Below are 26,838 nucleotides of genomic sequence, written 5' to 3'. Positions count from 1 at the left end.
TGATGAAAAGATTCTCCCGAACGAACCAACCAAAAACCAAAAAACACACTAGGCGCTCGCTCAAAACTTGGCAAAAGATTTTGTTAGGGATCGTAGCTTTTTTTTGTCTCTGCTTACTAGCAGGTGTCGGTCTATTTGCTTATTACGCCAATTCCGCACCGAAGCTGAGTGAAAAGCGGCTCGATGCGACCGCTTCATCTAAACTATACGCATTAAACGGTGATTTGTTTGAAGATCTAGGCGCTGAAAAACGCGAAAAAGCAACCAAAGATACGATTCCACAGTCATTAAAAGATGCGATCGTATCCGTAGAAGACCAACGCTTTTATAAGCATGATGGGATTGATCCGGTCCGCATTGCCAGCTCAGCTTTACACAACGTTTCTTCTGGCGGATTGCAAGGTGGCAGTACGTTGACCCAGCAATTGATCAAGCTTTCGTTTTTCTCAACCAAATCAGCTGACCGAAACATCAAACGTAAAGCCCAAGAAGCTTGGTTAGCATTGAAACTAGAAAAGAAAAAATCCAAGCAAGAGATCTTAACGTATTATATCAACAAAGTCTACATGGCCAACGGAATGTACGGCATGCAAACAGCCGCTAAAACGTATTTCGGCAAACCATTAGCTGAATTGAATCTGGCACAGACAGCTCTGCTTGCTGGAATGCCGCAAGCGCCAAATTCATATGATCCTTATTTACACCCCAAAGAGGCGAAAGAGCGACGCGATATCGTCTTGTATACGATGCTAGATAACCAAAAGATCTCGCAAAAAGAATATGATGCCGCCGTCAAAGTACCCGTGCAAACAGATCTGCAGCCACTGCATACTGAAAATCGTGATCGAAAAGTCGTCGACAACTATGTCAAAGAAGTCATCCACGAAGTCCAAGCTAAAACTGGAAAAAACGTGTACACAGATGGCTTAGATATTTATACTAACTTAGATTTAGCGGCTCAAAAACGTTTGTATGAGATCGTCAATACGAATCAATATGTTCAATACCCTGATCAAGATCTACAAGTAGCAGCCACTTTGATGGATGTCGGCAATGGTAAAGTCACCGCTCAGATCGGCGGTCGAAACGTCCCAGATGATGTTTACTTAGGAAATAATCTGGCAGTCAATACCCATCGTGACTTTGGCTCAACCGTCAAACCGATCACCGATTATGGTCCGGCCTTTGAGTTTTTAAAAAAATCAACTGGCACGATGATCAAAGACGAACCTTACAAATACCAGCACACTGACACCGAAGTCAAAAACTGGGACAATCGTTTTATGGGCAATATCACGTTGCGCAAAGCGTTGTATGAATCCCGCAACGTACCAGCAGTCAAGTTATACAATGAAGTCGGTCCCGAGCGCGTTTCAGAGTTTTTAAAAAGACTGGGGATTGAATATAAACAAATTGAACAATCCAACGCCATCTCTAGTAACACAAATGAACAATCTGGCACGAAATATGGTATTTCAAGTGAAAAAATGGCGGCCGCTTATTCTGCGATCGCAAATGGTGGCACTTACTTTGCACCTCAATATGTCAATAAAGTTCGTTACCAAGACGGCACAGAACAATCCTTTGAACCTAGTGGACAAAAAGCCATGGAACCTGGGACAGCTTATATGCTGACTGATGTTTTAAAAGATGTGATCTCACAAGGAACCGGAACGAATGCTCAAATCCCTAATCTTTTCCAAGCTGGAAAGACTGGGACTTCCAATTATACTGACGACGAATTGAAAAAAATCGATAGCACGGAAGCCGACCTTGCTCCGGATGTGATGTTCAGTGGCTTTACCACCTTGAAATCTTTATCGATTTGGACCGGCTATAACGATCGGATGCGTCCAATGAGCGCGAAATCCAATATGATCGCTTCAGATGTGTACCGTCAAATGATGGCTTACCTAGCTGAAAACTTGCCTAATAACGATTGGCAGCTGCCAGAAGATCTTGTACGGGTCGGGAATGAATTGTATTTCAAAGATGCTCCTCAAGATAATGCAGCGCCACAAGTTCCGGCTCAAACACAACCGAAAACAAACAACTATAATCATTACAATAATTATAACAATGGCGGGACTAGTTCAGTATCACCAAGTTATCAAGCGCCTGCCAGTTCTGCCAGTCAATCCTACAATCAAACACCACAGTCCTCTGCACCTACTACTCCAAATTATAATGGTACTGGTGGCGGCAATACGACTAACAACAACGGCAACAATAATTATGTACCACCAACTAATAACGGTGGCACCGGCAACAATTCAGGTAACAATAACGGCGGCGGTGCCGTGACACCTCCAGCTGGCAACAATAATAACGGCAATGCCGGCAACAATCCAGGGGGCAATGGTGCTGGCGGGACGGGCGGTGGTGGAACGCCACCGGCTGGTAACGGCGGCACTGGTGGTAACGGTAACGGCGGTGGCAATACTGGTGGCGGTGCTGTGACACCTCCAGCTGGTAATGGTGGTGGTCAGCAACCTGCTCAATAGAACAATTCTCAATAAAAATGCCTTGTGAGACTACGCTCACAAGGCATTTTTATTATTTTTTCACTTGCGCTTTTTTCATGCGTTCTTTGCCGTCTTGACAAAGATCTAGCAAAGGACAGATCGCACATTTTGGGTTACGAGCCAAGCAATGGTAGCGCCCGAAAAAAATCATCGTATGATGCGTCTTGACCCACAAGTCACGTGGTACTTTTCTCATCAATGTTTCTTCAACTTCTAAGACAGAAGCTTTTAATTTACAGATCCGCAACCGTTTTGAGACCCGCTCGACATGGGTATCCACCGCAATCGCCGGAATACCAAAAGCGTCCCCTAAAACTACATTAGCAGTTTTGCGTCCGACTCCCGGCAAGCGTACCAGTTCCTCGCGAGTCTTAGGCACTTCTCCAGCAAAATCGGTCAGCAGCATCGCTGAACACGCTTTGATATTTTTAGCTTTATTGCGGTATAGCCCGATCGTCCGAATTTTCTCAATCACATCTTCCAGCGGCGCTTCAGCCAACGCTGCTGGGGTTGGGTAAGCCGCAAATAGCGCTGGCGTTGCTTTATTGACGGAGACATCCGTTGCTTGCGCGCTCAAGATCACCGCGATCAACAACTGAAAGGGAGTTCGTGAGCGGAGTTCTCCATGGGCTTCAGGAAACATCGTATACATCCGTTCGATTGCTTCCATCGTTTGTGCTTTACTCAGCATCAGAATTTTCTCCTTCCAACCAATTATACAATGAGACTTTTGGTAATTCTTTCGTTCCCGCAATTTCTTTTTTTTGCATGATCGCTTGATCCCGTCGTTTTTTTTCTTCTAACACTTGCTCTTTTGACTGAATATTTTTCTTAGCCCAATCCAATAAGATCCGTTCCATATAACGGAAACTAAATGCTTGATTTAAGACTGCTTCCCGTAACGCTAAATTGATCAATTCAGGCGAATAATGGTCATCGTTCAACCAGTAACCGACTTCTTGGTATTCAATCGCCGTTAGCGGACGGCCAAACTCCTGCTCGATATTTTGATACATTTGTTTGACCGCTTGCTCTTCAGATTGTTCGGCTTGTTGGAAACTTTCCAATTGTTTCAAATCAGCCAGCTTGTCAAATAAAGGCAGTAAGTTATAACGGTCACTTTGTTTGCCTTCCGCATTTTTCTGCGTCTCGATAGTTAAAAAACCGCCTGCTTCTAATCTTGCCAGCAGCTCATAAACTTGGGCCGGCGTTTGCCCCATCGCTTGAGCAATTTCATTTAGATCTGGAAAAAGATCTCCTGCTTGATTTCGGCTATATAATTGTAACCACAGCATAAATTCAGCTGTAGAAAGACCCAAGTCGTGGTATTTTTGTAAGACGAGATTAGAAAGGACCGTCTGCCCAGCATTTAAATAATCAGGTAACTCTAACAAACTCAAAACCTCCTATCGTTGTTAAGTTTACACGATTCTTTTTTTGAAAGCAAAAAAACACCGCCCAAATCGAGCGGTGTCTAGTGACTGCTGGCAATTTACTCGTTGATCTCAGTTAACGCTTGTTGTGCCAAGATATTCAAGTAATTCCATGGACGGTCAAAATGCGGTTGGAAGAAGAAATCAGCTAACGCGAGGTCTTCAACCGTCATCTTATTTTGGATCGCTAAAGACATCGTGTTTGCCGATTGCGTCACATCGTATTTCGAAATAAATTGGGCGCCAACGATTCGGTTCGTGTCTTTTTCAGAGACTAATTCCATCAAGATCTTTTCAGTCGTTGGCATGAACTCAGGTCGGTAGTTGTCTTCCATCACCGTCACGTTGACTGCTAAGTTGCTGGCAGCTGCCGCTTCTTTTGTCAATCCAGTCGAGCCGATATTCCAACCGAATAGATACAAACCAGAAGTCCCTTGTGTCCCACGGTATTTCATTTTTTTCTCCGTTAAGTTTTGGCCAACTAACATCCCTTGGCGAACCGCATTCGTCGCAAGTGGGATATAGCGTTCTTCATTTGTTGGATTGTAGTGGACAACGGCTGAATCACCTGCTGCAAAAATAGCTGGGTCACTCGTTTGCATATATTCATCGACTTTGATTGCGCCATTTGGTAACATCTCAACTTTACCTTTTAAAAGTTCGGTGTTCGGCCGGAAACCAACACATAAAATGACTAAGTCTGCTTCCACTGTTTGACTGGCTGTGGTCACTTGTTTGACATAGCCATTGTCATCGGCGATAAATTCACTCACATTTTCGCCTAACATTAACGTGATCCCTTGCGCTTGTAATTCTTTTTCTAACAAGTCCGTAAATGGTTTATCTAAATATTTATTTAAAATTCGATCAAGGCCATCGATCAAAGTCACCGTTTTTCCTTTTTCAGCAAAGGCTTCGACCAATTCGATCCCGATGTAGCCGCCGCCGACAACAGCAACTTTTTTCGCGTCATCTGTTTTTGCGATGATCTCTTTTGCTTGGTTATAATTTTTGCACAACAACACATTTTTGCTGTCGATTCCAGGAATTGGTGGGATGATCGGCCAAGAACCGGTAGTCATGACTAATTTATCATATTCAACAGTTGATACTGCTCCACTTTTCAAATCTTTCGCCGTCACTTGTTTTGCTTTTGGATCAATCTCAGTAACATTGTGCTCCATGTGAACGGTTGCGCCTAATTTTGCTAATTCTTCGGGGCTGGAATAAAATAAGCCCGCTGGATCTTTTACGACACCACCGACATATAAAGCGATTCCACAAGATAGAAAAGAAATATTATCATTCCGTTCGAAAACGGTTACTTCAGCTTCAGGATGCGTACTTAAAATATTTTTGATGGCGGCAGTTCCCGCATGTGTACAGCCTACAACTACTACTTTCATAAACAGCCTCTTTTCTTTAGAATAATTATTTGTTGCAAATCATTGCACAAATAGATTATACCAAAATCACTCAATAAAATAAGCTAAACTGCTCACAAATCCGGCTGTTTATCATCATTTTTTCATTTTTTATAACAAAAAAAGAGATGGTAACAACCATCTCTTTTTTGTGAAATTCTCAATTATTTCAATTCGTTCGCAACTGACATATGGCCGATAACGTCAGTGATCCGTTTCAAATCGACGTTCCCGCCAGATACGACAGCAACGACTTTTTTGCCGTTGACATATTTGTCCACTTTACCGGCTAAAATAGCAGCTGTTGCTAAGCCACCGGCACCTTCAACGACGATTTTCGTCCGTTGGATCAAATCTTTCATCGCAAGTTCGATCTCGGTTTCAGAAACTGTGACCATATCGTCGACTAAAGCTTCTACGACGTCAAAAGTCAAGTTACCTGGGTATTCCACCGCACAGCCATCCGCGATCGTTGTGCCTTCTTTATGGCCAACAATCTTGCCAGCTTCATAAGAGGCCGTCATCCCATGGATATTTTCTGCTTGGACACCGATGATATTGATATGTGGATTAAATGTCTTCATGGCAACTGCGATCCCTGAAATCAAACCGCCACCGCCAACGGGTACTAAGACAGTATCTACGTCCCAGATTTGATCAAGAATTTCAAGTCCGATCGTACCTTGTCCAGCCATGACACATTCGTCATCATAAGGCGGGATGTACGTAACGCCAGTTTCTTCAACGATCTTTTCACAGTAAGCCTTAGCTTCATCAAAGCCTGAACCATGTAAAATCACTTTTGAACCATAGCCTTCTGTTGCTTCAACTTTGGCTTTTGGTGCCGTTTCAGGCATGACGATCGTACTTTCGATGCCTAATAATTTAGAAGTCAATGCGACTCCTTGTGCATGGTTACCAGCAGAGACCGCGATGACACCTCTGTCTTTTTCAGTTTGTGACAAATGTGCGATCTTATTGAAGGCACCTCGGAACTTGAACGAGCCAGTCAATTGCATGTTTTCCAATTTCAAGAATACTTGGCCGCCAGTTTGTGCAGTTAAAAACATCGATTGGATCAATGGGGTTACCCGTCCATATTGTTTCACGACATTTTTGGCTTCGTGGATGTCTTCAATTGTTACTGGTAATTTTTCCATGTCTTTGGTCATTACAATACATCTCCCACTTCGGTATAATCGACATCAATCGAATCAGCTAATGCTTTAGAAACGACTTTGCCGTTGTAAATGCTTAAGCCAGAAACTAGTGATTCATCAGCTTTCAAAGCTGCTTCTAAGCCTTTTTCACCGATTTCTTTCAAGAATGAAATATTGCCTTTTGCTAATGCGATCGTAGCTGTACGTGGTGTTGCACCTGGCATATTTGGTACTGCGTAATGGATTACACCATACTTCGTAAAGACTGGATCAGCATGGTTCGTTGGTTTGTCGATCGTTTCAACCGTACCACCTTGATCGATTGCGATATCGACGATAACACTACCTGGTTTCATTGATTCAACCATATATTCTTTAACTAATTTTGGTGGCTTAGCCCCTGGAATCAAGACAGTTGAGATGAAAACATCTGCTTCTTTGATTTTTTCTTCCAAGTTTTCAGTATTTGAAACGAACACATCAACGTTATGATCTTTGTAACGATCTTTTAATTCTTGGATCCGATGTTCATTGACTTCCAAGATAATGACGTGACAACCAATGCCAACTGCCATATCGGCTGCATTTTCAGCTGCGTTACCGCCACCTAAGATCACGATCGTTCCAGCTTCAACGCCTTCAATCCCTGGAAGTAAGATTCCTTCCCCACCGTGTTGTTTTTCTAAATAGTATTGACCTAAGTTAACTGCACGACGACCAGCGATAGCACTCATTGGTTTCAATAATTTCAAGACGCCATCGATGGAAATATTTTCACCAGATAAAGCCGTCACGCCGACTTCCATCATTTTTTCGACACATGGTTTGTTGGCAGCTAAATGTAAGAAGCCCCAAATGATTTGACCTTTTTTGAAATAGTGGTATTCGCTTTCCATTGGTTCTTTAACTTTTACGATCAATTCAGCTGTCCAGGCAGTATCTGTATCGACGATTTTCCCACCTGCTTCAACGTATTGTTCATTTGTAAATCCAGATCCTGCACCAGCATTGTCGTCGACTAAAACTTCATTACCAGCATCGACTAAGATTTTTACGTTTTCGGGTGTCATCCCGACCCGTGCTTCACCTTGTTTTGGATCTTTAATTACTCCAATTTTCACAATTGACCACTCCTATTAACAATTTTGTTTAGTTCTTTTTCAACCATGTTTACTATATCACAGCGTCAAAAAAGAGCCAATGAAAACGATTTTTCTATTATCGTTATTTAATTTTAAATTTAGTAAATCACAGGTATAGACTTAAGAAAAAACACTTTTGCCCATTAGTTTGTACAAAATGTTCACACCAAAAATTTGTGATCAACCATACATTTCAGCGACTTTTTTGAGTCCTTTCTGTTATCTTGAAAATGACAAACTTAGGACAAAACAAAAATATTTGTTCAACTTTAATTTTCTAATCAACTTAATGGATCGCATTCAATTTGCGTCTAAATTCACTTTAAACTTTTCAAACTATATTGAATTACTCAACAAACTATAAAAAAAGACGACCACATTTAGTGATCGCCTAAAAGCGCTTGACAGTCTGGACACAGGCCGTAAACTTCTAGTCGGTGTTCCGTGATCTGATAACCGGTCAATTGGCTAGAAGCCATCTCGACATCTTCTAATCCAGGATAAAAAAAGTCCTCGATCTTGCCACAGTTCGTACAGATCGCATGATAATGTTTGTGGCTGCTGTAATCAAAGTGGCTCGCTGCATCACCGTAACTCATCTCTTGAACTAAACCGATCTCCACAAAGCGTCGCAGGTTATTATAGACCGTAGCCACACTCATGTTAGGAAAACGTTCTTCCAACGCTTTGAAAATCTCATCAGCAGTCGGATGACTATGGTGTTCAATCAAATATTCCAAGATCGCATAACGTTGTGGTGTGATCCGGACTTTAGCTTGCTTTAAATTTTCTACCGCATGCTCAACTGCGCTATTTCCCATGATCGTAACCTCTCTTATTTATAACTTTTATTAAATGATACTATTCTTTGTTAAGAAAAGCTAGCGTTCATTCACAACCCAGCGACTGCACCGTGAAAAATTAAGCTTTACTTGAATAATTCAGTCGACAAATAGCGTTCACCATTATCTGGTAAAATCACAAGCACTTTATCTTGCGGAGTCAATTCTTTAGCAACTTGCAACGCTGCCGCGATCGCAGCCCCAGATGAGATCCCGACTAAAAGCCCCTCTTGTTTAGCACTTTGGCGGGCGGTTTTCATTGCAGTTTCACCAGTGATCGGGATGACTTGATCATATACACTGGTATCTAAAACTTTTGGCACAAAGCCTGCTCCGATACCTTGGATTTTATGGGGACCACTCGCTTCTCCTTCTAAAACCGCTGATTCTTTTGGTTCGACCGCATAGACTTTGATCACCGGATACACTCGTTTTAGTTCTTTACCGACACCTGTGATCGTGCCACCCGTTCCTACGCCGGCGACAAACGCACTCAACCCATTTTTCCCAAATGCATCTGTGATCTCTTTTGCAGTGACTTCTTCATGGACTTTGGGATTGGCTGGGTTATCAAATTGTTCCGGTAAGAACCAGCCATTTTTTTCTGCTAGTTCTTCGGCTTTTGCGATTGCACCTTTCATGCCATCAGCTCCAGGCGTTAACACTAATTCTGCCCCATAAGCGCTCATCAACTTTTGGCGTTCGATACTCATCGTATCAGGCATCACGATGACGACGTGATAGCCCTTTGCTGCCCCGATCATCGAAAGTCCGACACCGGTATTACCTGAAGTCGGTTCGACGATCGTACCACCAGCTTTTAACGTGCCCGCGGCTTCTGCTGCTTCGATCATACTCAAGGCGATCCGATCTTTCACACTTCCACCTGGGTTGAAAGACTCGACTTTAACAAACACCTCAGCCCCATCTTTAGCTAGGCGATTGAGTTTGATGATCGGTGTGTTACCGATCGTTTCTGTAATAGAATCAAAAATTTTGACCACGATCATTCCTCCTATGATAGTTCTTTTCAACTATGATAGCGGAATAATCGTGGTCAAGCGAGGATTTCGACTTATTCAATTAGAAGTTGAGCGTTTGACCTGCAAAAATCACGTGATCACTCAATTGATTTTTTTCGATCAATTGTTCGACCGAAAGATTCTTTTCTTTGGCGATCTGACTTAACGTGTCACCTGTTTTCACGGTGTAAGTCGCAGGTGCTTCAACTTTAGCAGGCTGTGCGGGTGCAGGAGCAGTTGCCGCGGGTGCATTATCAAAACGTGCTAGGTCATATGTTTCGATCATTGAGATCAATTTCGTCCCATAGTCAGGGTCAGTTGCATAATGTCCAGTTAATGCGTTAGCAGCCGTTTGATAATCAGCTGCTTGGCTTTTCCATGACGTTTTATAAGCTTCAGTGTGTAAAAGATCCGCATGGTCAGCAAATGATTCTTCATAACTGTTATACGCAGCAAATGACGCATTTTCAGTCGTCCATTGTCCGTTCAAGTATTCTTTCGTTGCCATTTGAACGGCGGGATCATTCCCGTATTCTTTGACCCCGAATAAATTATAATAAGGAGCTTGTGATAAACCAGAAGAACCGAAACCTGTTTCTAATAACGCTTGGGCTACCATCACCGAAGCGTAGAGATCTTTATCAGCTGCTGCTTTTTGAGCAGAAGTTCCAAATTGCTCGATCAACGCTTGCCGATCTGGAGCAACTTCAGCCGCCTGCGCTTCAACTTGTGCGACTTGCGCCGTTTCTAATAACCCGACTGCTGGTGTGATGATAAAACCTAATACTAATAAAGGAAGTGCTTTGATCAGCATCTCTTTTTTCGTTTGTTTAACCAAATGTTTCGCGCTTCGTGTCTTCTCCTGATTCATCTTATTCCTCCAACAATTTTTTCTAATGAAAATTTATTTCTTGCTTACAGGAAATGAGTATACGGAAAAACAAACCGCAAAACAATGGAATCACAGAAGCTTCATATCATTGCAATTAAAATGAAATATAAGTTACAGTTTTCAAAAATAAACTTCTGAGACATTCGTTATTGAAACAATCAATAAAACGAGAAGCAAGCTTTTCTGAAAACAAAAATCGTTCTTCTAAAACAAAATAAAAAAACTAGCTGGCAGTCAACCAGCTAGTTTTTGCACTAGATTTGTTTGAATGTATCGACCACGTTGTCGACCGTAAAACCAAATTTTTCTAAGACTAAGTCTCCTGGTGCTGAAGCGCCATAATGATCGATACTGATCATTTTACCGTGATCACCAAGATAGCGTTCCCAGCCAAATGAACTAGCAGCTTCGATCCCCAAACGTTTCGTTACGGCTTTTGGTAAGACGCTTTCTTTATATTCGGTTGATTGCGCTTCAAACCGATCAAAGCTTGGTAGCGAGACGACCGAAACATCTTGACCTTGTTCGCGTAAAACTTTTTGTGCTTCGACTGCTAAGTTGACCTCGGAACCAGTTGCGATCAAAATCCCAGCTGGAGTATCTGTTTGGGCTTTCGAGATCACATAGCCACCTTTTTCAACACCGGCTTGGGCGTTGTCTTTGCTACCTGGTAAAACAGGTAAGTTTTGTCTTGATAAAACTAAAAGCGTTGGCTTATCATTTGTTTCCATCGCAACTTTCCAAGCAGCTGTCGTTTCATTCCCGTCAGCTGGCCGGATCACTTGAACATTTACCATCGAGCGGACACTTGCCAATTGCTCAACTGGTTCATGGGTCGGGCCATCTTCCCCAACAGCTACCGAGTCATGCGTCAAGACATAGGTCACAGGTACACCTTGGAGTGAAGACAAGCGGATCGCTGGCCGTAAGTAATCGGTAAAGACAAAGAATGTCCCGCCGTACACGCGAGTCCCGCCATGTAATTGGATCCCATTCATGGCAGCAGCCATCGCAAATTCTCGGACACCAAACCAAATATTACGGCCTTCATACGAACCAGGCTGGAATTCTTTTTCATCGGCAATCGTCGTGTTATTAGAACCAGATAAATCAGCTGAGCCTCCCCAGAAGTTAGGGACTGCTTTTGCGATTGCTTGGATCGCTTCTTTACTAGAAACACGGCTAGCTTGGGCAGTACCTTCTTCATAAACAGGTAAAGCTTTATCCCAATCCGCTGGTAATTTAGCGGCAAAGGCAGTTTTAAATTGTTCGGCTAATTCTGGGTAATCATGCGCGTAGTTTTTGAACATCTCATTCCACGCAGCTTCACTTTGCGCCCCTTTATCTTGGATTGCAGCTTTAAAGCGTTCTGCTACTTCAGCTGGTACGGTAAAATCAGGATATTCCCAACCGTAAACAGCTTTCGCAGCTTTGATCCCTTCAGCTCCGATCGGTGAACCGTGAACTTTATGGGTCCCTTCGTTCGGCGCACCATACCCGATCACTGTTTTCACTTCGATTAACGTTGGTTTTTCAGTTTCAGCTTTCGCTTTTTCGATTGCTTCACTAATCGCTTCTAAGTCGTTGCCGTCTTTGACTAAAATATGTTGCCAACCATAAGCTTCATAGCGGGCACCGACATTTTCAGTAAAAGCTTTAGAGGTTGGACCATCCAATGAGATTTCATTTGAATCATATAAAACGATCAATTTCCCTAATTTTAAATGACCGGCTAACGAGCTAGCTTCTTGTGAGACACCTTCCATCAAGTCCCCATCGCCCACGATCGAATACGTATAATGATCCATCACATTGAAACTATCACGGTTATACGTCGCAGCTAGATGAGCTTCTGCCATCGCCATTCCGACTGCCATGGAAACCCCTTGACCTAATGGCCCCGTCGTTGCTTCCACGCCATCGGTATGATGATATTCTGGATGCCCTGGAGTCAAGCTATCCCATTGGCGGAAATTTTTTAGGTCTTCAATTGAAACTTTGTACCCGGCTAAGTGTAACAAACTATAAAGCATCGCTGAACCGTGACCAGCAGATAAGATGAAACGGTCGCGATTTGGCCAGTTCAATGAAGTCGCAGGATTGATATTTAAATGTTTCGTCCATAAAGCATACGCCATTGGAGCAGCCCCCATCGGCAGACCAGGATGACCGGACTTCGCTTTTTGGATCGCCTCGATACTTAATGTACGAATGGTATTCACGCCTAATTGATCAGTTTTATCGAACAAAATAAAGATCCTCCTTTTTGGTGACAAATACTTTTATTACTAAAATGATTGTAACCGATTTTATAATGCAATGCAATCAGAAGAACCGCTAGTCGAAAATAGCGGTAGTGCGCCGAAATTTTTCAAGTCTGCGCTCTTTTACTCCGTTACTTGCGGTGGTGCAGTCCTTTTTCTTTTTGGATCTGCTTCAATTTTTCTGGCGTGACATCTTTGCCAGCTGGATCTACGATTTTCATGCCTTCGATGTGATGCCGCATCCCTGTTCGGAATTCAGCTAAATATTCTTCCCGCAAATGTTTTTGTTCTTTAACTTCTTCGGGGGTCAATCCGTCTGTCTTTTTCTTTTTTGCTAGTTGATTGATCCGCGCGATTTTTTCATCTGAGATCATCTGAACACCTCGCTTCCGTTTCTCATTATACAACAACCGTCTAAAAAAAAGAAAAGAAAAATAGGCGAACAAACGTTTGAATTATATTTTGGGTTATGCTACACTGAAAAAAAGAAAGAAGGTGCAAGATTTGGCCAAGAAAACAGAAACCAAACAATTAGAAGTTTTGCGTTTTATCCATGAACGCGTCGAAGCAAAGGGCTATCCGCCGACAGTTCGCGAGATCGGCAAAGCGGTCAGTTTATCTTCCACTTCAACCGTGCATGGGCATTTAGCACGCTTAGAAAAAAAAGGGTTGATCCAGCGTGACCCAACGAAACCGCGGGCGATCGAATTGACTGCGCTGGGCCTAGAAAAGATCGGCGTGACCCCGCAGATCATTCCGATGTTAGGCGTCGTGACAGCGGGCGAACCGATTTTAGCGGTTGAAGAAGCAGCCGACTTTTTCCCACTACCGCCTGATCTAGCTAGTGAAGAAGGTAGTTTGTTCATGTTGACGATTCGCGGTGAAAGTATGATCAATGCCGGGATCTATGATGGCGATCACGTTATCGTTCGCAAACAATCTAGTGCCATAAATGGCGAGATCATTATCGCGATGACTGATGAAAATGAAGCGACGTGCAAACGATTTTACAAAGAAGCCGATCACATTCGTCTACAGCCAGAAAACGATCAATTAGCGCCGATCATTTTAAGTGATATCACGATCTTAGGTAAAGTGATTGGACTTTATCGCAATCATATTTATTAAAGCACAAGGCTTGTTATAGGAGAGAGTTATGAAAGCAGTCAAAAGATTTGGTTTAGTCATTGTTTTTTTGTTGCTAGGAACTTTGATCGGCCAGCTAGGTTCAGTTGTCACGATCATTTTCTTTTCGGGACTGTTCATTGTTTGGTTCATGCTGTGGGATGAACGAAAGTATGATCAGGAACACCGGTCAAAGCTCACTCAAAAAGACAGTGCTGAATCACAGACCACAGATGAATATTATTTTGAGGATTATCACTACATCGAACAGATCGATTCTCACCATTAAAAAAGGAAGTTGCGAAAATCGCAACTTCCTTTTTTAATAATCCATCAACGTCAAAATATCGTAACCTTTGATCTTATCGCGCCCGTGTAATTCATCTAATTCGATCAAAAAGGCACAGCCCACGACGACACCACCTAGTTTTTCTACTAAGTCGATCGTAGCTTTCACTGTTCCACCAGTTGCTAACAGATCATCGATCACTAAGACACGTTGGCCAGGTTTGATGGCGTCTTTGTGTAAAGTCAGCACATCTGTCCCGTACTCTTTGTCATATTCGACTTCGATCGTTTCCCGAGGTAATTTTCCTGGTTTTCTGACTGGTGCAAATCCGATCCCTAGTTCAAAGGCGACTGGACACCCAACGATAAAACCGCGTGCTTCTGGTCCTACGATCATATCGATCTGTCTTTCTTTGGCATAGTCCACGATCTGCTTTGTCGCTTCTCGGTAAGCTTCGCCGTCTGCCATTAAAGGCGAGATATCGCGGAACACGATCCCTTTTTTAGGGTAATCTGGAATACTTGCTACATAATCTTTTAAATCCATTTCAAAATCCTCCTAGTCCTTCAACCAGTTTCTTATTGTTTTGATATCACTCAAAAGTAAAAATTTTTCACTTTCGATTTGGTGCAATCGTTTTTGATAGACGTGACTTTCTTCGATTGAACGATTGGCGGGTTGCTCTACTAATTGTAAAACGCCGTCCTCTATTGTAACAAATTTCAAATCAGAAAACACGTGAATCATGAAGACCAGCAGATTTTCTGAGATTCTTAAAAAATTCGAAATATTTTTCAGCTTATAACGAACATCGACCCGCGGATATTTTTGGAAAAATTTGTACAGTGCAGCGAATTGTTGCTGACTAGCCATCCCATTCAAATAAGCTTCTTCTCGACTGTAAAGGAACAAATAAATTCGTTTCAAGGAGCTAGTCGAAACAAGTTCTTTTAAAACTGCACGTTCAGCTGGACAATCTAAGACGACTAATTGTTCGCAGTCCACGAGTTCTTCGATTAATTCCGGCGTATTATCGTACGTAACTACCGCGGCGCGTTTTTCTGGTGGCAAGATTTTTTTGCTGGCGGGATCAAAAGCCAAATAGACGGTCTTTCCCGCTTCAAGTGCTTGCTGCCAACTATATTTTGCTCGCCGATCAATGACTTGTAAGCCTTCGACCTTGAAATCGATCAACTGTAATTGGACTTTCCGATGACCGTTCCATTCATTGATATCTAGATCCCCGACAAACTGCGTGTCCGTTTGCTGGAGTTCTTCAGCTACTTCACCAAAATTAAATGCAATTACATCAAGTTTTGTGTGCTGATCATCGACTAAACAAAATTTCAAATGTTGTTGTTCAGCCCCTAGTTTTCGCATTTCAGTCAACTCTGCAGCCTCAAATAAAAAATGTGGCGCTGGATTATCTGTTCCAAACGGTGCTAACTGTTTCAGCTCTTCCACTAACGCTAGCGATGCATCCTTCAGCGCTAATTTGCCATCGATCATGAGGTTCGTACCTGAATATTGCGTCAATTGATGTTCGTGTAAATACGTATTGACCTGCTGTTGGACAGTTTCCAAGTTGGCGACAGGTAGCGTCAAACCAACGGCAGCTGCATGGCCACCAAAATGGGTGAATTGGTCGCGAAACTCGCCTAAAACAGCAAACAAATTGATCCCTTCCACACTACGACCGGAACCTTTTGCTTGGCCCGTTGTGGAGTCGATGGCGAGTACAACTGCCGGCTGCCCAGTTTGTTTGACGACATTGCCCGCCACGATCCCCAAAATGCCAGGATTCCAATCTGCTTTAGCGATCAATTGAAACGCCGCATCAGGTTCGATCAGCGCTAAAGCTTCTTTAGTCGTCTGTTTAACTAATTGTTTTCGTTCTTCATTGATCGTGTTGAGCTCAGTCGCTAACTGGAATGCCCGTTCTTCGTCAAACGTCGTCAGCAGTTCTACCGCTGGATTAGGATCCCCTAAACGGCCGATCGCATTCAACCGCGGGGCTAAACTAAAACCGATCGCCGTTTCATCAACTTTTTGGAGATCGACACCACTGACTGCCAGTAATTGATTCAACCCAACTCGTTGATTTTGTTTGATCACGCCTAATCCCAATTGGACGATCGTTCGATTCTCATCGGTCAAGGACACTAGATCTGCGACCGTCCCTAAACAAGCTAAGTCCAATAATTCAAAGGGTACTTCTTCTAATAAGGCACAGGCTACTTTGAACGCAACCCCCGCACCTGCTAATTCGCCAAATGGATACTGACCCGCTGGATGACGCGGATGGACGATCGCCAAGGCTTCCGGTAACTCCGGTGGTAACTCGTGATGATCCGTGACGATCACGTCGACTCCTTGTGTATTAGCAAACGCAATCGCGTCATTGCCGGCAACACCATTGTCTACGGTAACGATCAATTGGTATCCTTCAGCGATTTTTTCCGCGAATAATTCTTGGTTGGGCCCGTAACCATGGATGAACCGATTCGGCAACACATAGCCGACATTGGCGCCTAACATCTCAAGTGTCTCGACTAAAATCGCCGTACTCGTGATCCCATCTGCATCATAATCACCGTAAACTAAAATCATTTCATCATTTACGATCGCTTGCTGGATTCGATTGACGGCCCGTTCCATATCATGGATCAAAAAAGGATCATGAAGATCATCGATGGAAGCCGTCAAAAAGTGCTGTAACGTTTTGCTATCATGAATCCCGCGGGACCAGACTAATTGGATAAAGGCTTCACTATAGCCTTGATTTTTCAATTCAGTTTTGAAGTCAGCAGGAACTTCTTGTGGGTTTACTTGCCAATTATACGTTGCTTTTTTCACATGAACACTCCTAACCGAGCCATTATAGCATAATCAAAGCTAATTGACAGCAAGAAAAAATTGGTCACACGAGCTTATTTTTCCCCGTTTCCCCAAAAAATAAGCGGCAAAAAAAGCGAGCACATCGGCGATCATCAAAGTTTAACGCTTATAGGCTAAACTTTACGAGCCGAACTTGCTCGCTATCTTTTTTTGTTCTTTTTCTCGCTGCTTTTTAATCGTAATAATCTAACGGTTTTTGATCTTTTGGAGCTGGTTGTTTCGGAGGCTCAGCCGGGGTTAGAAGCTCATTTTCAACAGGTGTGTCTACTTGTGCTGCCGGCTGTAGTTTTTCCAACTGTTGCTCTTTTTCTTTTAAGGCCGTCTCGTAATTAGCCTTGACTGTCGCCAGTTCATTTTCTTGTTCTCGGCGCATCCGTTCTTTTTCATCCGCTAGTTTTTGTTCATTGTCTGCTTCATAGCTGGCAATTAATTTATCTAACTGTTTGATCTTCTTTTTTTGCTGAAACAGTGTCGTACTGGAAGTCAAAAAAACGACTAACGCGCCAACTAATGCTGCTCCGATAATAATGATGATCAATGGTCCAGAAACTTCCGCAAACCCAAAGTTCACCGGAACTGCTTGATTGTTCATCACGGCGAAGATCACGATGATCAACACTAAGATGAACCCCACGATCACTTTCCACTGTGTCTTCATGAAAATCGCTCCTTATTTAAAATCAAATAGATTACCCGCTAAGTAATCGCCGACTTGCGGGAAGAGCTGATAAATGCGAGCAGCCACTTCCATTACGCGCGGCCGATTGATCTCACGGGTCGCCGTTCCCATTTTGCTGACGATCTCACGAGCCAATTTTTCCGGTTTTAACACGATCGCATCGATCTGTGCCAAATAATTGCCGCTGGGATCGGCTTTATCAAAGAAATTCGTATCGATTGGGCCTGGACAAACGGTGGTGACAAACACATTTTTTGGTTTCAACTCTAAGCGCAATGCATTTGAAAAACCGATGACCGCAAATTTTGTGGCAGAATATACGCTGGATTTAGCTGTCGCCATCTTGCCAGCCATCGATGAAAGATTGATGATGTGACCATGTCCAGCCGCCACCATCTCGATTGCGATCTTTTGGGTGAAATACATCATCCCTAAAATATTGACTTCAAACATTTTTTTCGCTTGCGTCAAGTCAAAGTGAATAAATTCTTCAAATGCGCCAAACCCGGCGTCATTGACTAACACATCCACTGTTCCGACTTCCGTGTAGATCTCATTTAACACATTTTCCACACTGGCCGGATCTGCAACATCTAACTGAAAACCATACGCTGGTTTGCCACTCAGTGATTCACACCGGTTCGTCACAGCTTCTAGTAAGTTCGTGCGACGCGCGCAAGCCACGATGATCGCACCTTTTTTAGCCGCTTGGTAACAGATCTGTTCCCCTAAACCGGCTGAACCACCGGTCACGACTACGACTTTTCCATTTAAATCCATGCTACTATTCCTCCTTCAACGGTATTTCGATCTCATCAAAATCTTTAGCGACTTGCGTATTAGGAAAGACCGCCTGCGCTTCTTTTTCCAATTCATGCGCTGCCTGAGCTAAATAGCGGGCTGAGATATGCGTCAACACAAGGCGCTTAGCCTGGGCTTTTTGCGCCACTTGAGCAGCTTGTTGACTCGTCGAATGAAAATATGCTTTCGCCATCTTCGTCTCCTCTTTACGAAACGTACTTTCATGGACGATCACATCACTGTTTTTAGCTAATTCAATCGACGCTTGCGTATACCGCGTATCACCTAAGATCGTCACGACGCGCCCTTGACGTTTTTCGCCGACGAAATCTTTGCCATCGATCACTTGACCATCTGGCAAAGTGACCGTCTGACCTTGTTTGAGTTTGCCAAACAGCGGGCCTTCTGGAATCCCTAGCGCTCGTAATTTTTCAACTTGGAGCGCCCCCTCATGATCAGCTTCCGTGATTCGATAGCCATAGCTTGCGATCCCGTGCTCTAATAGTCGAGCTTCAACTTTAAATTGCGCATCTTGAAAAACGATCCCTTCTTTGAGCTCGTGATAGCTGATCGGATAACTGAGTTTTGTCTGGGAGACTCGCAAAGCTGTTTTAACGAATTGTTCCACTCCAGGAGGTCCATAAAGTGCTAACGGCGTATCCCCACCTTGAAACGATCGGCTGCTCAGTAGGCCGGGCAAGCCGAAAATGTGATCCCCATGTAGATGCGTAATAAAAATTTTTTCGATTTTACGCGGCTTGATCGTTGTACGTAAAATCTGCATCTGCGTACCTTCACCACAATCAAATAACCAAATGGCATTGCGTTCTGCCAATAATTTCAAAGCTAAACTGCTGACATTGCGGTGTTTAGCCGGAACTCCTGATCCTGTACCTAAAAATTCTAATTCCATCGTTTTCCTAACTTTCTTTTTAAAGTAGTTTTAGTTTATGAGAAACTACGCTCTGATGCAATCTATTATTGCTCGCTGTCACTATCTGTCGGAGCATCCGCCGGTTTTTCTGCGGTAGCCTGTGCTTTTTTTTGTTGAGCTAAGTCTTGGGCTTTTTTGATATCTTCTTCCACCTCAGCTAATTCAAGCCGCGTGATCTCCCCGCCTAATTCATTCATGACGACTTGATTCAAAGGACGATTGTCTTCTTCGTCTGCAATCAAGATCAAGCCGGTCTCACCTTCTCCGATTTTATCGATCAGAAATTTAAAAATACCTTCTGCGTTTTTGACTTCTTTGACATCTTGAGACGCGCCGATCATCCCGCCAGTAAACCAGCCGAGCAAAATTCCGATCGGTCCGCCTAAGATCCCGACTAACATCCCGATCAAGCCTCCGGTCGCACTTTTATTGTTGCCGGTAAAATCTAAAAAGTCTTCAATCGTAAAATTATGCTGCCCGTCGTTCGTATGGGACACGACCGCCATTTGTTCAGCTTTGATCTTTTGTTCCGCAGCTAAACGCTTAACCCGTGAAAAAGCTTGGTAAGATTGTGATTCAAGTTCAAAATTCATGATGATCACTCGTTTGGTCATTTTAGTCACTCCTTATAAAAAATTCGATTGATTTTACTTACTTCCAGTGTATCAGTAATGACGCGGTTTTAAAAATAGGAACGCTTCTTTTAACAGATTTCTTTTTACAACGTCAAGCAAAGCTTCACGAACTCGTTTGGCACTCAAAAAATAAAACGGACAAGAAATAAAGCTAGTTTGTGAAGCTCGACAGGTTTAGACTTGAAATCACCAAAAAATAAGGACGATCGGCAACTGAAGGTTCGATCGTCCTTATTTTTATTAATCTACGAATTCAAATTCAAATTTATCGATCCGGACAAGATCACCGTCTTTGGCACCACGTTTACGCAACGCTTCGTCAACGCCTAATGAACGCAATTGGCGCGCAAAACGCATCACGGTCTCATCGTGATCAAAGTTTGTCATCTTGAATAATTTTTCAATCTTATCACCTGACAAGACCCAAGTCGCATCTGGTTCACGCGTGATCGTAAATTCTGGTTCTTCTGATTGGAAGCCGTATTGCACGGTTTCTTCTTCTGTCTCGTCTTCATATAATGGAAACTCTGGCGTTACCTCCAGCAAATCGGCCGTCGCATTCAACAATGGCTCTAAGCCTTGTTTAGTGATCGCTGAAATCGCAAAAACTGGAATCGGATCAGCAAACTCATCTGGTTGATCTTTTTGCAGTTGCGCTTTAAACGCGCTTAGATTTTCCTCGGCGTTTGGCATATCCATCTTGTTGGCCACGATGATCTGCGGCCGCTCCAATAAACGCAGATCATGTGATTCTAATTCGTGATTGATGGCTTGATAATCTTCATAAGGATCGCGTCCTTCCATCCCACTCATGTCGATCACATGTAAGATGACCCGCGTCCGTTCGATATGTCGTAAAAATTGCGTGCCGAGTCCGACACCTTGTGATGCGCCTTCGATCAATCCAGGCAAGTCAGCTGCGACAAAACTCCGGCCATCACTTGTTTCGACCATCCCAAGATTAGGGACGAGCGTCGTGAAATGATACGCGCCGATCTTCGGCCGAGCCGATGAGATGACCGATAAAATAGTTGATTTTCCGACTGATGGAAAACCGACTAACCCGACATCGGCTAACACTTTCAACTCTAATTCGATTTTACGCTCTTGACCAGGTTCACCATTTTCCGCTAACTCAGGCGCGGGATTTTTAGGTGAAGCAAAGCGAATGTTTCCGCGCCCGCCACGTCCGCCGTGGGCTACGACGAGTTCTTGACCATTTTCAATCAGATCCCCGATCAAAGCTCCGGTGTCTGCATCCCGTACCGTTGTACCTGGTGGCACACTGACATACGTATCTTGCGCACCGCGACCATGCATCCCTTTACTCATGCCGTTTTCTCCCGGAGTCGCTTTAAAATGCCGGTTATACCGAAAATCCATCAAAGTCCGTAAGCCTTCATCGACGACTAAGATGACATCCCCGCCGTGGCCCCCATCGCCTCCTGCTGGTCCGCCGTCTGGAACATATTTTTCGCGTCGGAAAGCGACCATCCCATCGCCGCCTTTACCAGCTTTGACATCGATGGTTACTTGATCTAAAAACATGGACATATTTGTTGTCCTCCTTAGTTTATTTACTTGACTACTGAATCTCCACACTAAACAAAGTCTCATTTATTTTACTATAAACTGCCGGATTGTCCATCGATTGAAGCCTTTACTAAAAAAAATCTTACTGAATCCCCATCCCGTTTCGAACAGAATCTTCTATTTTCACGACCCAAGTGTAATCTTTTGACAAAAAATGCGACACAAGGCACAATAAAAAATGTAAGGAATCAAACGCCATGTTTGGTTAGAAAAAAGGAGGAACTTTTGTTTATGACAGTAAAAGTAGGTATTAACGGATTTGGACGTATCGGACGTTTGGCATTTCGCCGGATCAAAGAAGTTTCAGATGATATTGAAGTAGTTGCAATCAACGACTTAACAAGTCCTACGATGTTGGCTCAATTGTTACAATTCGATTCAACCCACGGCACTTATCCTGGTACAGTGACTGCAACGGAAGATTCAATCGTCGTTGACGGTGAAAAAACTCGTGTTTACGCTGAACCAGATGCAAGTAAAATTCCTTGGGCAAAAGAAAACGGTGTTGATATCGTTTTAGAATGTACTGGATTTTACACTTCTGAAGAAAAAGCAAAAGCTCACTTAGACGCTGGTGTAAAACGTGTCGTAATCTCAGCTCCAGCTGGTCAAATGAAAACGATCGTCTACAATGTCAACGATGATACATTGACAACAGACGACAAGATCATCTCTGCTGGTTCTTGTACAACGAACTGTTTAGCTCCAATGGCTTACTTCTTAAATGAAGAATTCGGGATTGAAGTTGGAACGATGACCACAGTCCATGCTTATACTTCAACTCAAATGTTATTAGACGGACCAGTTAAAGGCGGCAACTTGCGTGCAGCTCGTTCAGCAGCTGATAACACGATCCCTCATTCAACTGGTGCAGCTAAAGCGATCGGCTTAGTTATCCCAGAATTAAATGGTAAATTACAAGGTCACGCTCAACGGGTTCCAGTCGTTGATGGTTCATTGACTGAATTAGTGGCTATTTTGAAAACAAAAGTTGATGCTGACCAAGTCAACGAAGCAATCAAAAAACATACGGTTGATAACCCATCATTTGGTTATGATGATCGCCAAATCGTTTCAAACGATGTGATCGGAACAACTCAAGGTTCGATCTTTGACCCAACTCAAACAGAAGTTACTTCTGCTGGGGATTATCAATTAGTTAAAACCGTTGCTTGGTATGACAACGAATACGGCTTCACTTGCCAAATGATTCGTTTGTTAGAAAAATTTGCTAACTTATAAGCTAAGCATTGAATCCGATAAAGAAGGGTCCTCGTGATCCTTCTTTTTTTGTCAATCGGTAGCTTTTTTTATTTGAAATAAAAACAGTCTTTCCTCCTCGGCTAAAATCCTAAAAAAATTCATAGGAACTCCTTTTATTATTTGATATGATAAATGTGAATCATTCGAAAGGAGCTTATTATGAAAATCAAAAAAATTTTTACTAGTTTAACTTTAGCGTTAGCGATCGTAACGCTGGCTGCTTGTGGTAGCGGCAACAGCAAAACGACCGAATCCACCACCCCGAAAAAAACTACGAAAAAAAAGGTCGATCTGAATCAACTCGCACTCCCTCAACTAGATCCAAAAGTTTCAAAAGACGAATACTTAGTGGAGATGGTCACGACTGCGGGAAACATCAAAATCAAACTGTTTCCTAAGCAAGCCCCGAAAGCTGTCGAAAATTTTGTGACGCACGCAAAAGATGGCTACTACAACAATACGAAATTCCATCGTGTGATCAAAGAATTCATGATCCAAGGCGGCGACCCTAAAGGTGATGGGACTGGCGGCGATAGCATTTGGGGCAAAGGCTTCAAAACAGAAACATCAAAACAACTTTACAATTTGCGCGGAGCTCTTTCCATGGCGCGTTCTAGTGATCCTAACAGTAACGGCAGTCAATTTTTTATTGTCCAAAACGATCAAAATATGAGCGATGGTCTAGCAAAGCAATATTATCCTGATAAGATCATCAATGCCTATAAAAAAGGTGGCTCACCTCAATTAGATGGTGAATATGCTGTCTTTGGTCAAGTTACGGAAGGTTTAGATGTCGTAGATAAGATCGCAAATGGTGAAACCGAAGACAATGGTTCCGGTGAAGATTCTCAACCAAAAGATCCGGTCAAAGTCACAGAGATCAAAATTTTGCAAGAACCTGAAAAATAAAGCTTAACATCAAAACCACTCGCGTAAACGAGTGGTTTTTATTTTTGACTTGACTCACTATCGTCTGTAAAACCACTAGCGGGCTTGGTTTTCTTTTACCGTAAACTCGACTAAATTGATTTTGATGACCGCCGTTTTAGCGAGCATTTTTTCCGGTAGCTCAAACTGATCTCGTTGAGTCAATTGAGCCAATAATAAGTGTAACCCGTGGCGTTTTTGCGCGGTCGTTTCAACTAGTTCCGCGGTGCCAAAGCCCAGTAAACTTCGGTAAGCATAGGAATAATGGCAACCAACGTTCCCGCCAGAAATCAATTGATGCCGCTGGTCCATTTCGACTGCAACATGTGGATCACGTTGCAGCAAGGTGATCTTTTTCCCCACTGGCGCGCCATGAAAATAAAGACATAACTGGTCGCCTTGCCATTCAAATGCAAAATTTACCGGCACGATATAAGGAAATGGCTCGTCTTGAAACGCGACCCGCATCACCTCACACTCTGTCAATAACGTTTGGATCACAGCTCTATCGGTAACCGCTCGTTCTTTTCTTCGCATCTGATCACTCCTACATTAAAATTTTATGATAAGTTCTTTTTTGAGTTAAAAAAACTGAAAACCGTCATTTCAAGCTTAGTTGAATCAGTAGATAAAACCTTTATTTAACAGCGTTTTCCACCTTTTTTTCCTAGCTTTTTTGCGCTAAAATACCTTTTGGAAACAACGAAGAATATTTTATGAAAATTTGAAAGGTGTGTCTTGTGTGCTTACTGCCGTCGTTTTTGATGTCGATGATACGATCTATGACCAGCAACAACCGTTTAACGCTGCGCTAAAAAAAATCTTTCCGCATGTTTTAGCCACTGATTATAATTCATTATACAAAAATTTCCGCTTTTATAGCGATCAAAATTTTTGTAAAGTGACCGCTAATGAATGGACGTTGGAACAAATGCGTTCATATCGGATCGCCCAATCGCTGGCAGATCTTCATTATCCTGTGATCTCAGGTAAAATGGCGCTACTTTTCCAAGCGACTTATGAACAAGAATTGGAGCAAATCCAAATGCCAGAAGCGATCAAACGCTCCTTAGATTTTTTGAAAGCAAACGATATTTCCCTGAATATCATCACGAATGGTCCGACTGAACACCAATATAAAAAGATCCAACAGCTGAATCTATTGCATTGGGTGGACAAAGAACACATCATCGTCTCGCAAGAAACCGGCTATGAAAAACCTGATGTCGAGATCTTTAAATTAGCCGAAAAACAATTTGGTCTTGATCCAGCGACTTGCTTGTATGTCGGAGATAATTTTTCTAATGATGTCATCGGTTCTAAAAAAGCGGGTTGGCAAGCGTTGTGGTTCAACCATCGCAAGCGGCAAACTACTCACGCGGGTCTGCAAGATATCGAGGTCACTGAATTTGACGCGATCTACCCCGCCTTCCAACAATTATTCGCGTAACAAAAAAGGCATGCGGCAATGAATAAAAAATAAGGTGGGTCTAAAATAGATCGTTTTTTGCCCGGAGTCTTCACCTTATTTCCAAAAAGAGCTAGCTCATGACATTAGACATTTTTAAACTAAAACAAGGAGTGAGACTTGAATCAAGTCTCACTCCTTGTTTTTTTATGGTTGCGTAATGTTGCAACTATTCGTTTTCTGCTTTTTGCTCACGTTCTTGGCGCCGATATTTTTCCATCTTTTGACTAAACAATGCACCATTTGAAGGCGGTGTATACGTGATCGCATTGGCTCCCGCTTCGATAGTTTCACGAATCGTCTCTTCATCTGGTCCGCCGGTCGCCATGATCGGCAGCTCAGGGTAGCGTTCACGAAAATAGCGAACTGTTTTGGCAGTATCTTTGGCCGCGGAAATATTTAAGATTTTCACCCCAGCTGCTAATTTTTCATCGATTTCAGAATAGATCGAAGTGACCGTGCTGACGATGGGGATATCTGTGACATTTGAGATCGCTTTGATGGTTTTCACCGGAGTGGGTGCATTGACCACGACCCCGATACTGCCCTGCGCTTCCGCAAAAATACTCATGAATGCCGAGCACTGACCGTGCGTCAAGCCGCCACCGACGCCCGAAAAAACTGGAATGTCGGCGGCTTCAATGATACATTTTGTGATCGCGGGATGCGGTGTAAACGGATAAACGGCGATCACCGCATCAGCATCCGTGTTGCGGATAATCGCGATATCTGTCGTAAAGATGATCGAACGCAATGTTCGGCCAAAAAATGAAATACCGCTGGCTTCACTGATCACTTGCGGGACTTTCACAATATCTTGTCGTAATTCGGTGGTGATCTCTGGTATAAATTTTGCCAAGTCGATCGCTCCCTTTCGAAAATAAGTTCCTTTCCCTTATTTTACTATTAATGATCGTATTGATCCAAGTGATAGGTTTCGATCACGTTGATGATTTTTTCCGCATACCCAGGATCAGTCGCGTAACCAGCAGTTTGCAACGCTTGCGCAGCCACTTTATAATTTGGTGCCGTGACGACTTTTTCATATAAACCAGGATTCCAATTGGTCCCATTTACAAATAGTTGTGTGTGGTCATCCATCGATTCGTTCCAGCTTTTGTAAACTCGAAAGTCCCCATTGATCGTGATCCACGCTTCATTGACATACTCTTGCGTTTCCAAACTGACTTTTGGCGCATCCCCATAAGCTTTGACGCCAAACAGATTATTGTATTGACTCGCTAAACTAGACTGCCCCCAATTGGACTCTAGGATCGCTTGGCCTAAAATGATGCTCGGTAACACGCCATAGCCTTGTTGCAATTCTTTGGCATGGGGAGCTAGAGTCGCGATGAATTGTTCATGATCCATCGTCTCCGCATGCGTCTCCGGGGTTGGCGTTGCGCGTTCAGACAACACGTGTAAAGAAAAAGCGAAAGCCACCACTAATAAAATGATCCCACCCAATACGAGGGGAAGCGAACGCGGAGACTTTCGTTTTTGATATTTTTTTTTCGGCATA

The 26,838-nt window shown here is 43.1% G+C and carries 26 protein-coding genes; 6 read left to right on the top strand and 20 right to left on the bottom strand.

Annotation, left to right across the window (positions count from 1 at the left end; all coding sequences use genetic code 11):
• Positions 1 to 2 precede the first annotated feature (2 nt).
• Positions 3 to 2,504: a PBP1A family penicillin-binding protein gene (locus tag GVJ38_RS03750; RefSeq protein WP_200849448.1), complete on the top strand. Its 2,502-nt coding sequence runs from the start codon at positions 3 to 5 to the stop codon at positions 2,502 to 2,504.
• Between the two features lie 52 nt (positions 2,505 to 2,556).
• Here GVJ38_RS03750 and nth read toward each other — a convergent pair whose 3' ends face one another.
• From nth to GVJ38_RS03700, 10 genes are all read right to left on the bottom strand, one after another.
• Entirely contained in the window at positions 2,557 to 3,216 is a 660-nt protein-coding gene (gene nth / locus GVJ38_RS03745) for an endonuclease III (RefSeq protein ID WP_159721835.1), read from the bottom strand.
• Positions 3,206 to 3,919 carry a DnaD domain protein gene (locus tag GVJ38_RS03740; RefSeq protein ID WP_159721834.1) on the bottom strand — a complete coding sequence of 238 codons (714 nt, stop codon included), beginning with the start codon at positions 3,917 to 3,919 and terminating at the stop codon, positions 3,206 to 3,208. Before GVJ38_RS03740 ends, nth begins: the two co-directional genes overlap by 11 nt.
• 98 nt (positions 3,920 to 4,017) lie before the next feature.
• Complete coding sequence (locus tag GVJ38_RS03735) at positions 4,018 to 5,364, bottom strand: FAD-dependent oxidoreductase (RefSeq protein WP_159721833.1); 1,347 nt, start codon at positions 5,362 to 5,364, stop codon at positions 4,018 to 4,020.
• A 182-nt stretch (positions 5,365 to 5,546) separates the two neighbouring features.
• Positions 5,547 to 6,554: a bifunctional threonine ammonia-lyase/L-serine ammonia-lyase TdcB gene (gene tdcB / locus GVJ38_RS03730; RefSeq protein WP_159721832.1), complete on the bottom strand. Its 1,008-nt coding sequence runs from the start codon at positions 6,552 to 6,554 to the stop codon at positions 5,547 to 5,549.
• Entirely contained in the window at positions 6,554 to 7,663 is a 1,110-nt protein-coding gene (ald, locus tag GVJ38_RS03725; protein ID WP_159721831.1) for an alanine dehydrogenase, read from the bottom strand. Before ald ends, tdcB begins: the two co-directional genes overlap by 1 nt.
• Before the next feature lie 401 nt (positions 7,664 to 8,064).
• Positions 8,065 to 8,505: a Fur family transcriptional regulator gene (locus GVJ38_RS03720; protein ID WP_159721830.1), complete on the bottom strand. Its 441-nt coding sequence runs from the start codon at positions 8,503 to 8,505 to the stop codon at positions 8,065 to 8,067.
• 107 nt (positions 8,506 to 8,612) lie between these two features.
• Positions 8,613 to 9,530, bottom strand: a complete 918-nt coding sequence (cysK, locus tag GVJ38_RS03715) for a cysteine synthase A (RefSeq protein WP_159721829.1) — start codon at positions 9,528 to 9,530, stop codon at positions 8,613 to 8,615.
• A gap of 79 nt (positions 9,531 to 9,609) precedes the next feature.
• Positions 9,610 to 10,419, bottom strand: a complete 810-nt coding sequence (locus GVJ38_RS03710; protein ID WP_159721828.1) for a glucosaminidase domain-containing protein — start codon at positions 10,417 to 10,419, stop codon at positions 9,610 to 9,612.
• A 275-nt stretch (positions 10,420 to 10,694) separates the two neighbouring features.
• Complete coding sequence (tkt, locus tag GVJ38_RS03705; RefSeq protein WP_159721827.1) at positions 10,695 to 12,689, bottom strand: transketolase; 1,995 nt, start codon at positions 12,687 to 12,689, stop codon at positions 10,695 to 10,697.
• A 146-nt stretch (positions 12,690 to 12,835) separates the two neighbouring features.
• Positions 12,836 to 13,078, bottom strand: coding sequence for a DUF896 family protein (locus GVJ38_RS03700; RefSeq protein ID WP_159721826.1), 243 nt, complete (start codon positions 13,076 to 13,078; stop codon positions 12,836 to 12,838).
• A 130-nt stretch (positions 13,079 to 13,208) separates the two neighbouring features.
• Between GVJ38_RS03700 and lexA the strand changes: the two genes are divergently transcribed.
• On the top strand, positions 13,209 to 13,832 hold the full coding sequence (gene lexA, locus GVJ38_RS03695) for a transcriptional repressor LexA (RefSeq protein ID WP_200849446.1): 624 nt from the start codon (positions 13,209 to 13,211) through the stop codon (positions 13,830 to 13,832).
• 28 nt (positions 13,833 to 13,860) lie between these two features.
• Positions 13,861 to 14,118: a hypothetical protein gene (locus tag GVJ38_RS03690; protein WP_159721825.1), complete on the top strand. Its 258-nt coding sequence runs from the start codon at positions 13,861 to 13,863 to the stop codon at positions 14,116 to 14,118.
• Between the two features lie 33 nt (positions 14,119 to 14,151).
• Here the strand turns inward: GVJ38_RS03690 and GVJ38_RS03685 are convergent, their stop codons facing one another.
• From GVJ38_RS03685 to obgE, 7 genes are all read right to left on the bottom strand, one after another.
• The gene (locus GVJ38_RS03685; RefSeq protein WP_159721824.1) at positions 14,152 to 14,664 is read right to left on the bottom strand and encodes an adenine phosphoribosyltransferase; all 513 of its coding nucleotides are present in this window, start codon (positions 14,662 to 14,664) and stop codon (positions 14,152 to 14,154) included.
• A 12-nt stretch (positions 14,665 to 14,676) separates the two neighbouring features.
• Positions 14,677 to 16,974 carry a single-stranded-DNA-specific exonuclease RecJ gene (gene recJ, locus GVJ38_RS03680; protein WP_159721823.1) on the bottom strand — a complete coding sequence of 766 codons (2,298 nt, stop codon included), beginning with the start codon at positions 16,972 to 16,974 and terminating at the stop codon, positions 14,677 to 14,679.
• 214 nt (positions 16,975 to 17,188) lie between these two features.
• Entirely contained in the window at positions 17,189 to 17,674 is a 486-nt protein-coding gene (locus tag GVJ38_RS03675; protein ID WP_159721822.1) for a LapA family protein, read from the bottom strand.
• A 12-nt stretch (positions 17,675 to 17,686) separates the two neighbouring features.
• Positions 17,687 to 18,475 carry an SDR family NAD(P)-dependent oxidoreductase gene (locus GVJ38_RS03670; RefSeq protein WP_159721821.1) on the bottom strand — a complete coding sequence of 263 codons (789 nt, stop codon included), beginning with the start codon at positions 18,473 to 18,475 and terminating at the stop codon, positions 17,687 to 17,689.
• A 4-nt stretch (positions 18,476 to 18,479) separates the two neighbouring features.
• The gene (gene rnz, locus GVJ38_RS03665; RefSeq protein ID WP_159721820.1) at positions 18,480 to 19,409 is read right to left on the bottom strand and encodes a ribonuclease Z; all 930 of its coding nucleotides are present in this window, start codon (positions 19,407 to 19,409) and stop codon (positions 18,480 to 18,482) included.
• Between the two features lie 65 nt (positions 19,410 to 19,474).
• Positions 19,475 to 20,044 (bottom strand): DUF1269 domain-containing protein, encoded by a 570-nt coding sequence (locus GVJ38_RS03660; RefSeq protein WP_159721819.1) that lies wholly within the window; start codon positions 20,042 to 20,044, stop codon positions 19,475 to 19,477.
• A 261-nt stretch (positions 20,045 to 20,305) separates the two neighbouring features.
• Positions 20,306 to 21,619 carry a GTPase ObgE gene (obgE, locus tag GVJ38_RS03655; RefSeq protein ID WP_159721818.1) on the bottom strand — a complete coding sequence of 438 codons (1,314 nt, stop codon included), beginning with the start codon at positions 21,617 to 21,619 and terminating at the stop codon, positions 20,306 to 20,308.
• A gap of 270 nt (positions 21,620 to 21,889) precedes the next feature.
• Between obgE and gap the strand changes: the two genes are divergently transcribed.
• Both gap and GVJ38_RS03645 read left to right on the top strand, forming a co-directional pair.
• Positions 21,890 to 22,900, top strand: a complete 1,011-nt coding sequence (gap, locus tag GVJ38_RS03650; RefSeq protein WP_159721817.1) for a type I glyceraldehyde-3-phosphate dehydrogenase — start codon at positions 21,890 to 21,892, stop codon at positions 22,898 to 22,900.
• Between the two features lie 180 nt (positions 22,901 to 23,080).
• The gene (locus GVJ38_RS03645; RefSeq protein ID WP_159721816.1) at positions 23,081 to 23,830 is read left to right on the top strand and encodes a peptidylprolyl isomerase; all 750 of its coding nucleotides are present in this window, start codon (positions 23,081 to 23,083) and stop codon (positions 23,828 to 23,830) included.
• A 75-nt stretch (positions 23,831 to 23,905) separates the two neighbouring features.
• Here the strand turns inward: GVJ38_RS03645 and GVJ38_RS03640 are convergent, their stop codons facing one another.
• Entirely contained in the window at positions 23,906 to 24,385 is a 480-nt protein-coding gene (locus GVJ38_RS03640) for a pyridoxamine 5'-phosphate oxidase family protein (protein ID WP_159721815.1), read from the bottom strand.
• Between the two features lie 205 nt (positions 24,386 to 24,590).
• On the opposite strand from GVJ38_RS03640, the gene GVJ38_RS03635 reads away from it, so the two are divergent.
• Entirely contained in the window at positions 24,591 to 25,298 is a 708-nt protein-coding gene (locus tag GVJ38_RS03635) for an HAD family hydrolase (protein WP_159721814.1), read from the top strand.
• Between the two features lie 187 nt (positions 25,299 to 25,485).
• Here the strand turns inward: GVJ38_RS03635 and GVJ38_RS03630 are convergent, their stop codons facing one another.
• Entirely contained in the window at positions 25,486 to 26,175 is a 690-nt protein-coding gene (locus GVJ38_RS03630) for a hydrolase (RefSeq protein ID WP_159721813.1), read from the bottom strand.
• 47 nt (positions 26,176 to 26,222) lie between these two features.
• On the bottom strand, positions 26,223 to 26,837 hold the full coding sequence (locus GVJ38_RS03625) for a glycoside hydrolase family 73 protein (protein WP_159721812.1): 615 nt from the start codon (positions 26,835 to 26,837) through the stop codon (positions 26,223 to 26,225).
• Position 26,838: the final 1 nt, after the last annotated feature.

Origin of the sequence: Enterococcus sp. CSURQ0835, from assembly GCF_902706605.1 — a bacterium.
Classification (GTDB): domain Bacteria; phylum Bacillota; class Bacilli; order Lactobacillales; family Enterococcaceae; genus Enterococcus_A.
The sequence above is the reverse complement of the archived record's forward strand: the minus strand, read 5'-3'. Positions and strand labels throughout refer to the sequence as shown.

Bases quoted from the DNA above. Each gene is read 5' to 3' on its own strand.
- GVJ38_RS03750 (WP_200849448.1), top strand. From the start codon at position 3: ATGAAAAGATTCTCCCGAACGAACCAACCAAAAACCAAAAAACACACT.
- nth (WP_159721835.1), bottom strand. From the start codon at position 3,216: ATGCTGAGTAAAGCACAAACGATGGAAGCAATCGAACGGATGTATACG.
- GVJ38_RS03735 (WP_159721833.1), bottom strand. From the start codon at position 5,364: ATGAAAGTAGTAGTTGTAGGCTGTACACATGCGGGAACTGCCGCCATC.
- tdcB (WP_159721832.1), bottom strand. From the start codon at position 6,554: ATGACCAAAGACATGGAAAAATTACCAGTAACAATTGAAGACATCCAC.
- GVJ38_RS03720 (WP_159721830.1), bottom strand. From the start codon at position 8,505: ATGGGAAATAGCGCAGTTGAGCATGCGGTAGAAAATTTAAAGCAAGCT.
- GVJ38_RS03710 (WP_159721828.1), bottom strand. From the start codon at position 10,419: ATGAATCAGGAGAAGACACGAAGCGCGAAACATTTGGTTAAACAAACG.
- GVJ38_RS03700 (WP_159721826.1), bottom strand. From the start codon at position 13,078: ATGATCTCAGATGAAAAAATCGCGCGGATCAATCAACTAGCAAAAAAG.
- GVJ38_RS03690 (WP_159721825.1), top strand. From the start codon at position 13,861: ATGAAAGCAGTCAAAAGATTTGGTTTAGTCATTGTTTTTTTGTTGCTA.
- GVJ38_RS03685 (WP_159721824.1), bottom strand. From the start codon at position 14,664: ATGGATTTAAAAGATTATGTAGCAAGTATTCCAGATTACCCTAAAAAA.
- GVJ38_RS03675 (WP_159721822.1), bottom strand. From the start codon at position 17,674: ATGAAGACACAGTGGAAAGTGATCGTGGGGTTCATCTTAGTGTTGATC.
- GVJ38_RS03670 (WP_159721821.1), bottom strand. From the start codon at position 18,475: ATGGATTTAAATGGAAAAGTCGTAGTCGTGACCGGTGGTTCAGCCGGT.
- rnz (WP_159721820.1), bottom strand. From the start codon at position 19,409: ATGGAATTAGAATTTTTAGGTACAGGATCAGGAGTTCCGGCTAAACAC.
- GVJ38_RS03660 (WP_159721819.1), bottom strand. From the start codon at position 20,044: ATGACCAAACGAGTGATCATCATGAATTTTGAACTTGAATCACAATCT.
- obgE (WP_159721818.1), bottom strand. From the start codon at position 21,619: ATGTCCATGTTTTTAGATCAAGTAACCATCGATGTCAAAGCTGGTAAA.
- gap (WP_159721817.1), top strand. From the start codon at position 21,890: ATGACAGTAAAAGTAGGTATTAACGGATTTGGACGTATCGGACGTTTG.
- GVJ38_RS03645 (WP_159721816.1), top strand. From the start codon at position 23,081: ATGAAAATCAAAAAAATTTTTACTAGTTTAACTTTAGCGTTAGCGATC.
- GVJ38_RS03640 (WP_159721815.1), bottom strand. From the start codon at position 24,385: ATGCGAAGAAAAGAACGAGCGGTTACCGATAGAGCTGTGATCCAAACG.
- GVJ38_RS03625 (WP_159721812.1), bottom strand. From the start codon at position 26,837: ATGCCGAAAAAAAAATATCAAAAACGAAAGTCTCCGCGTTCGCTTCCC.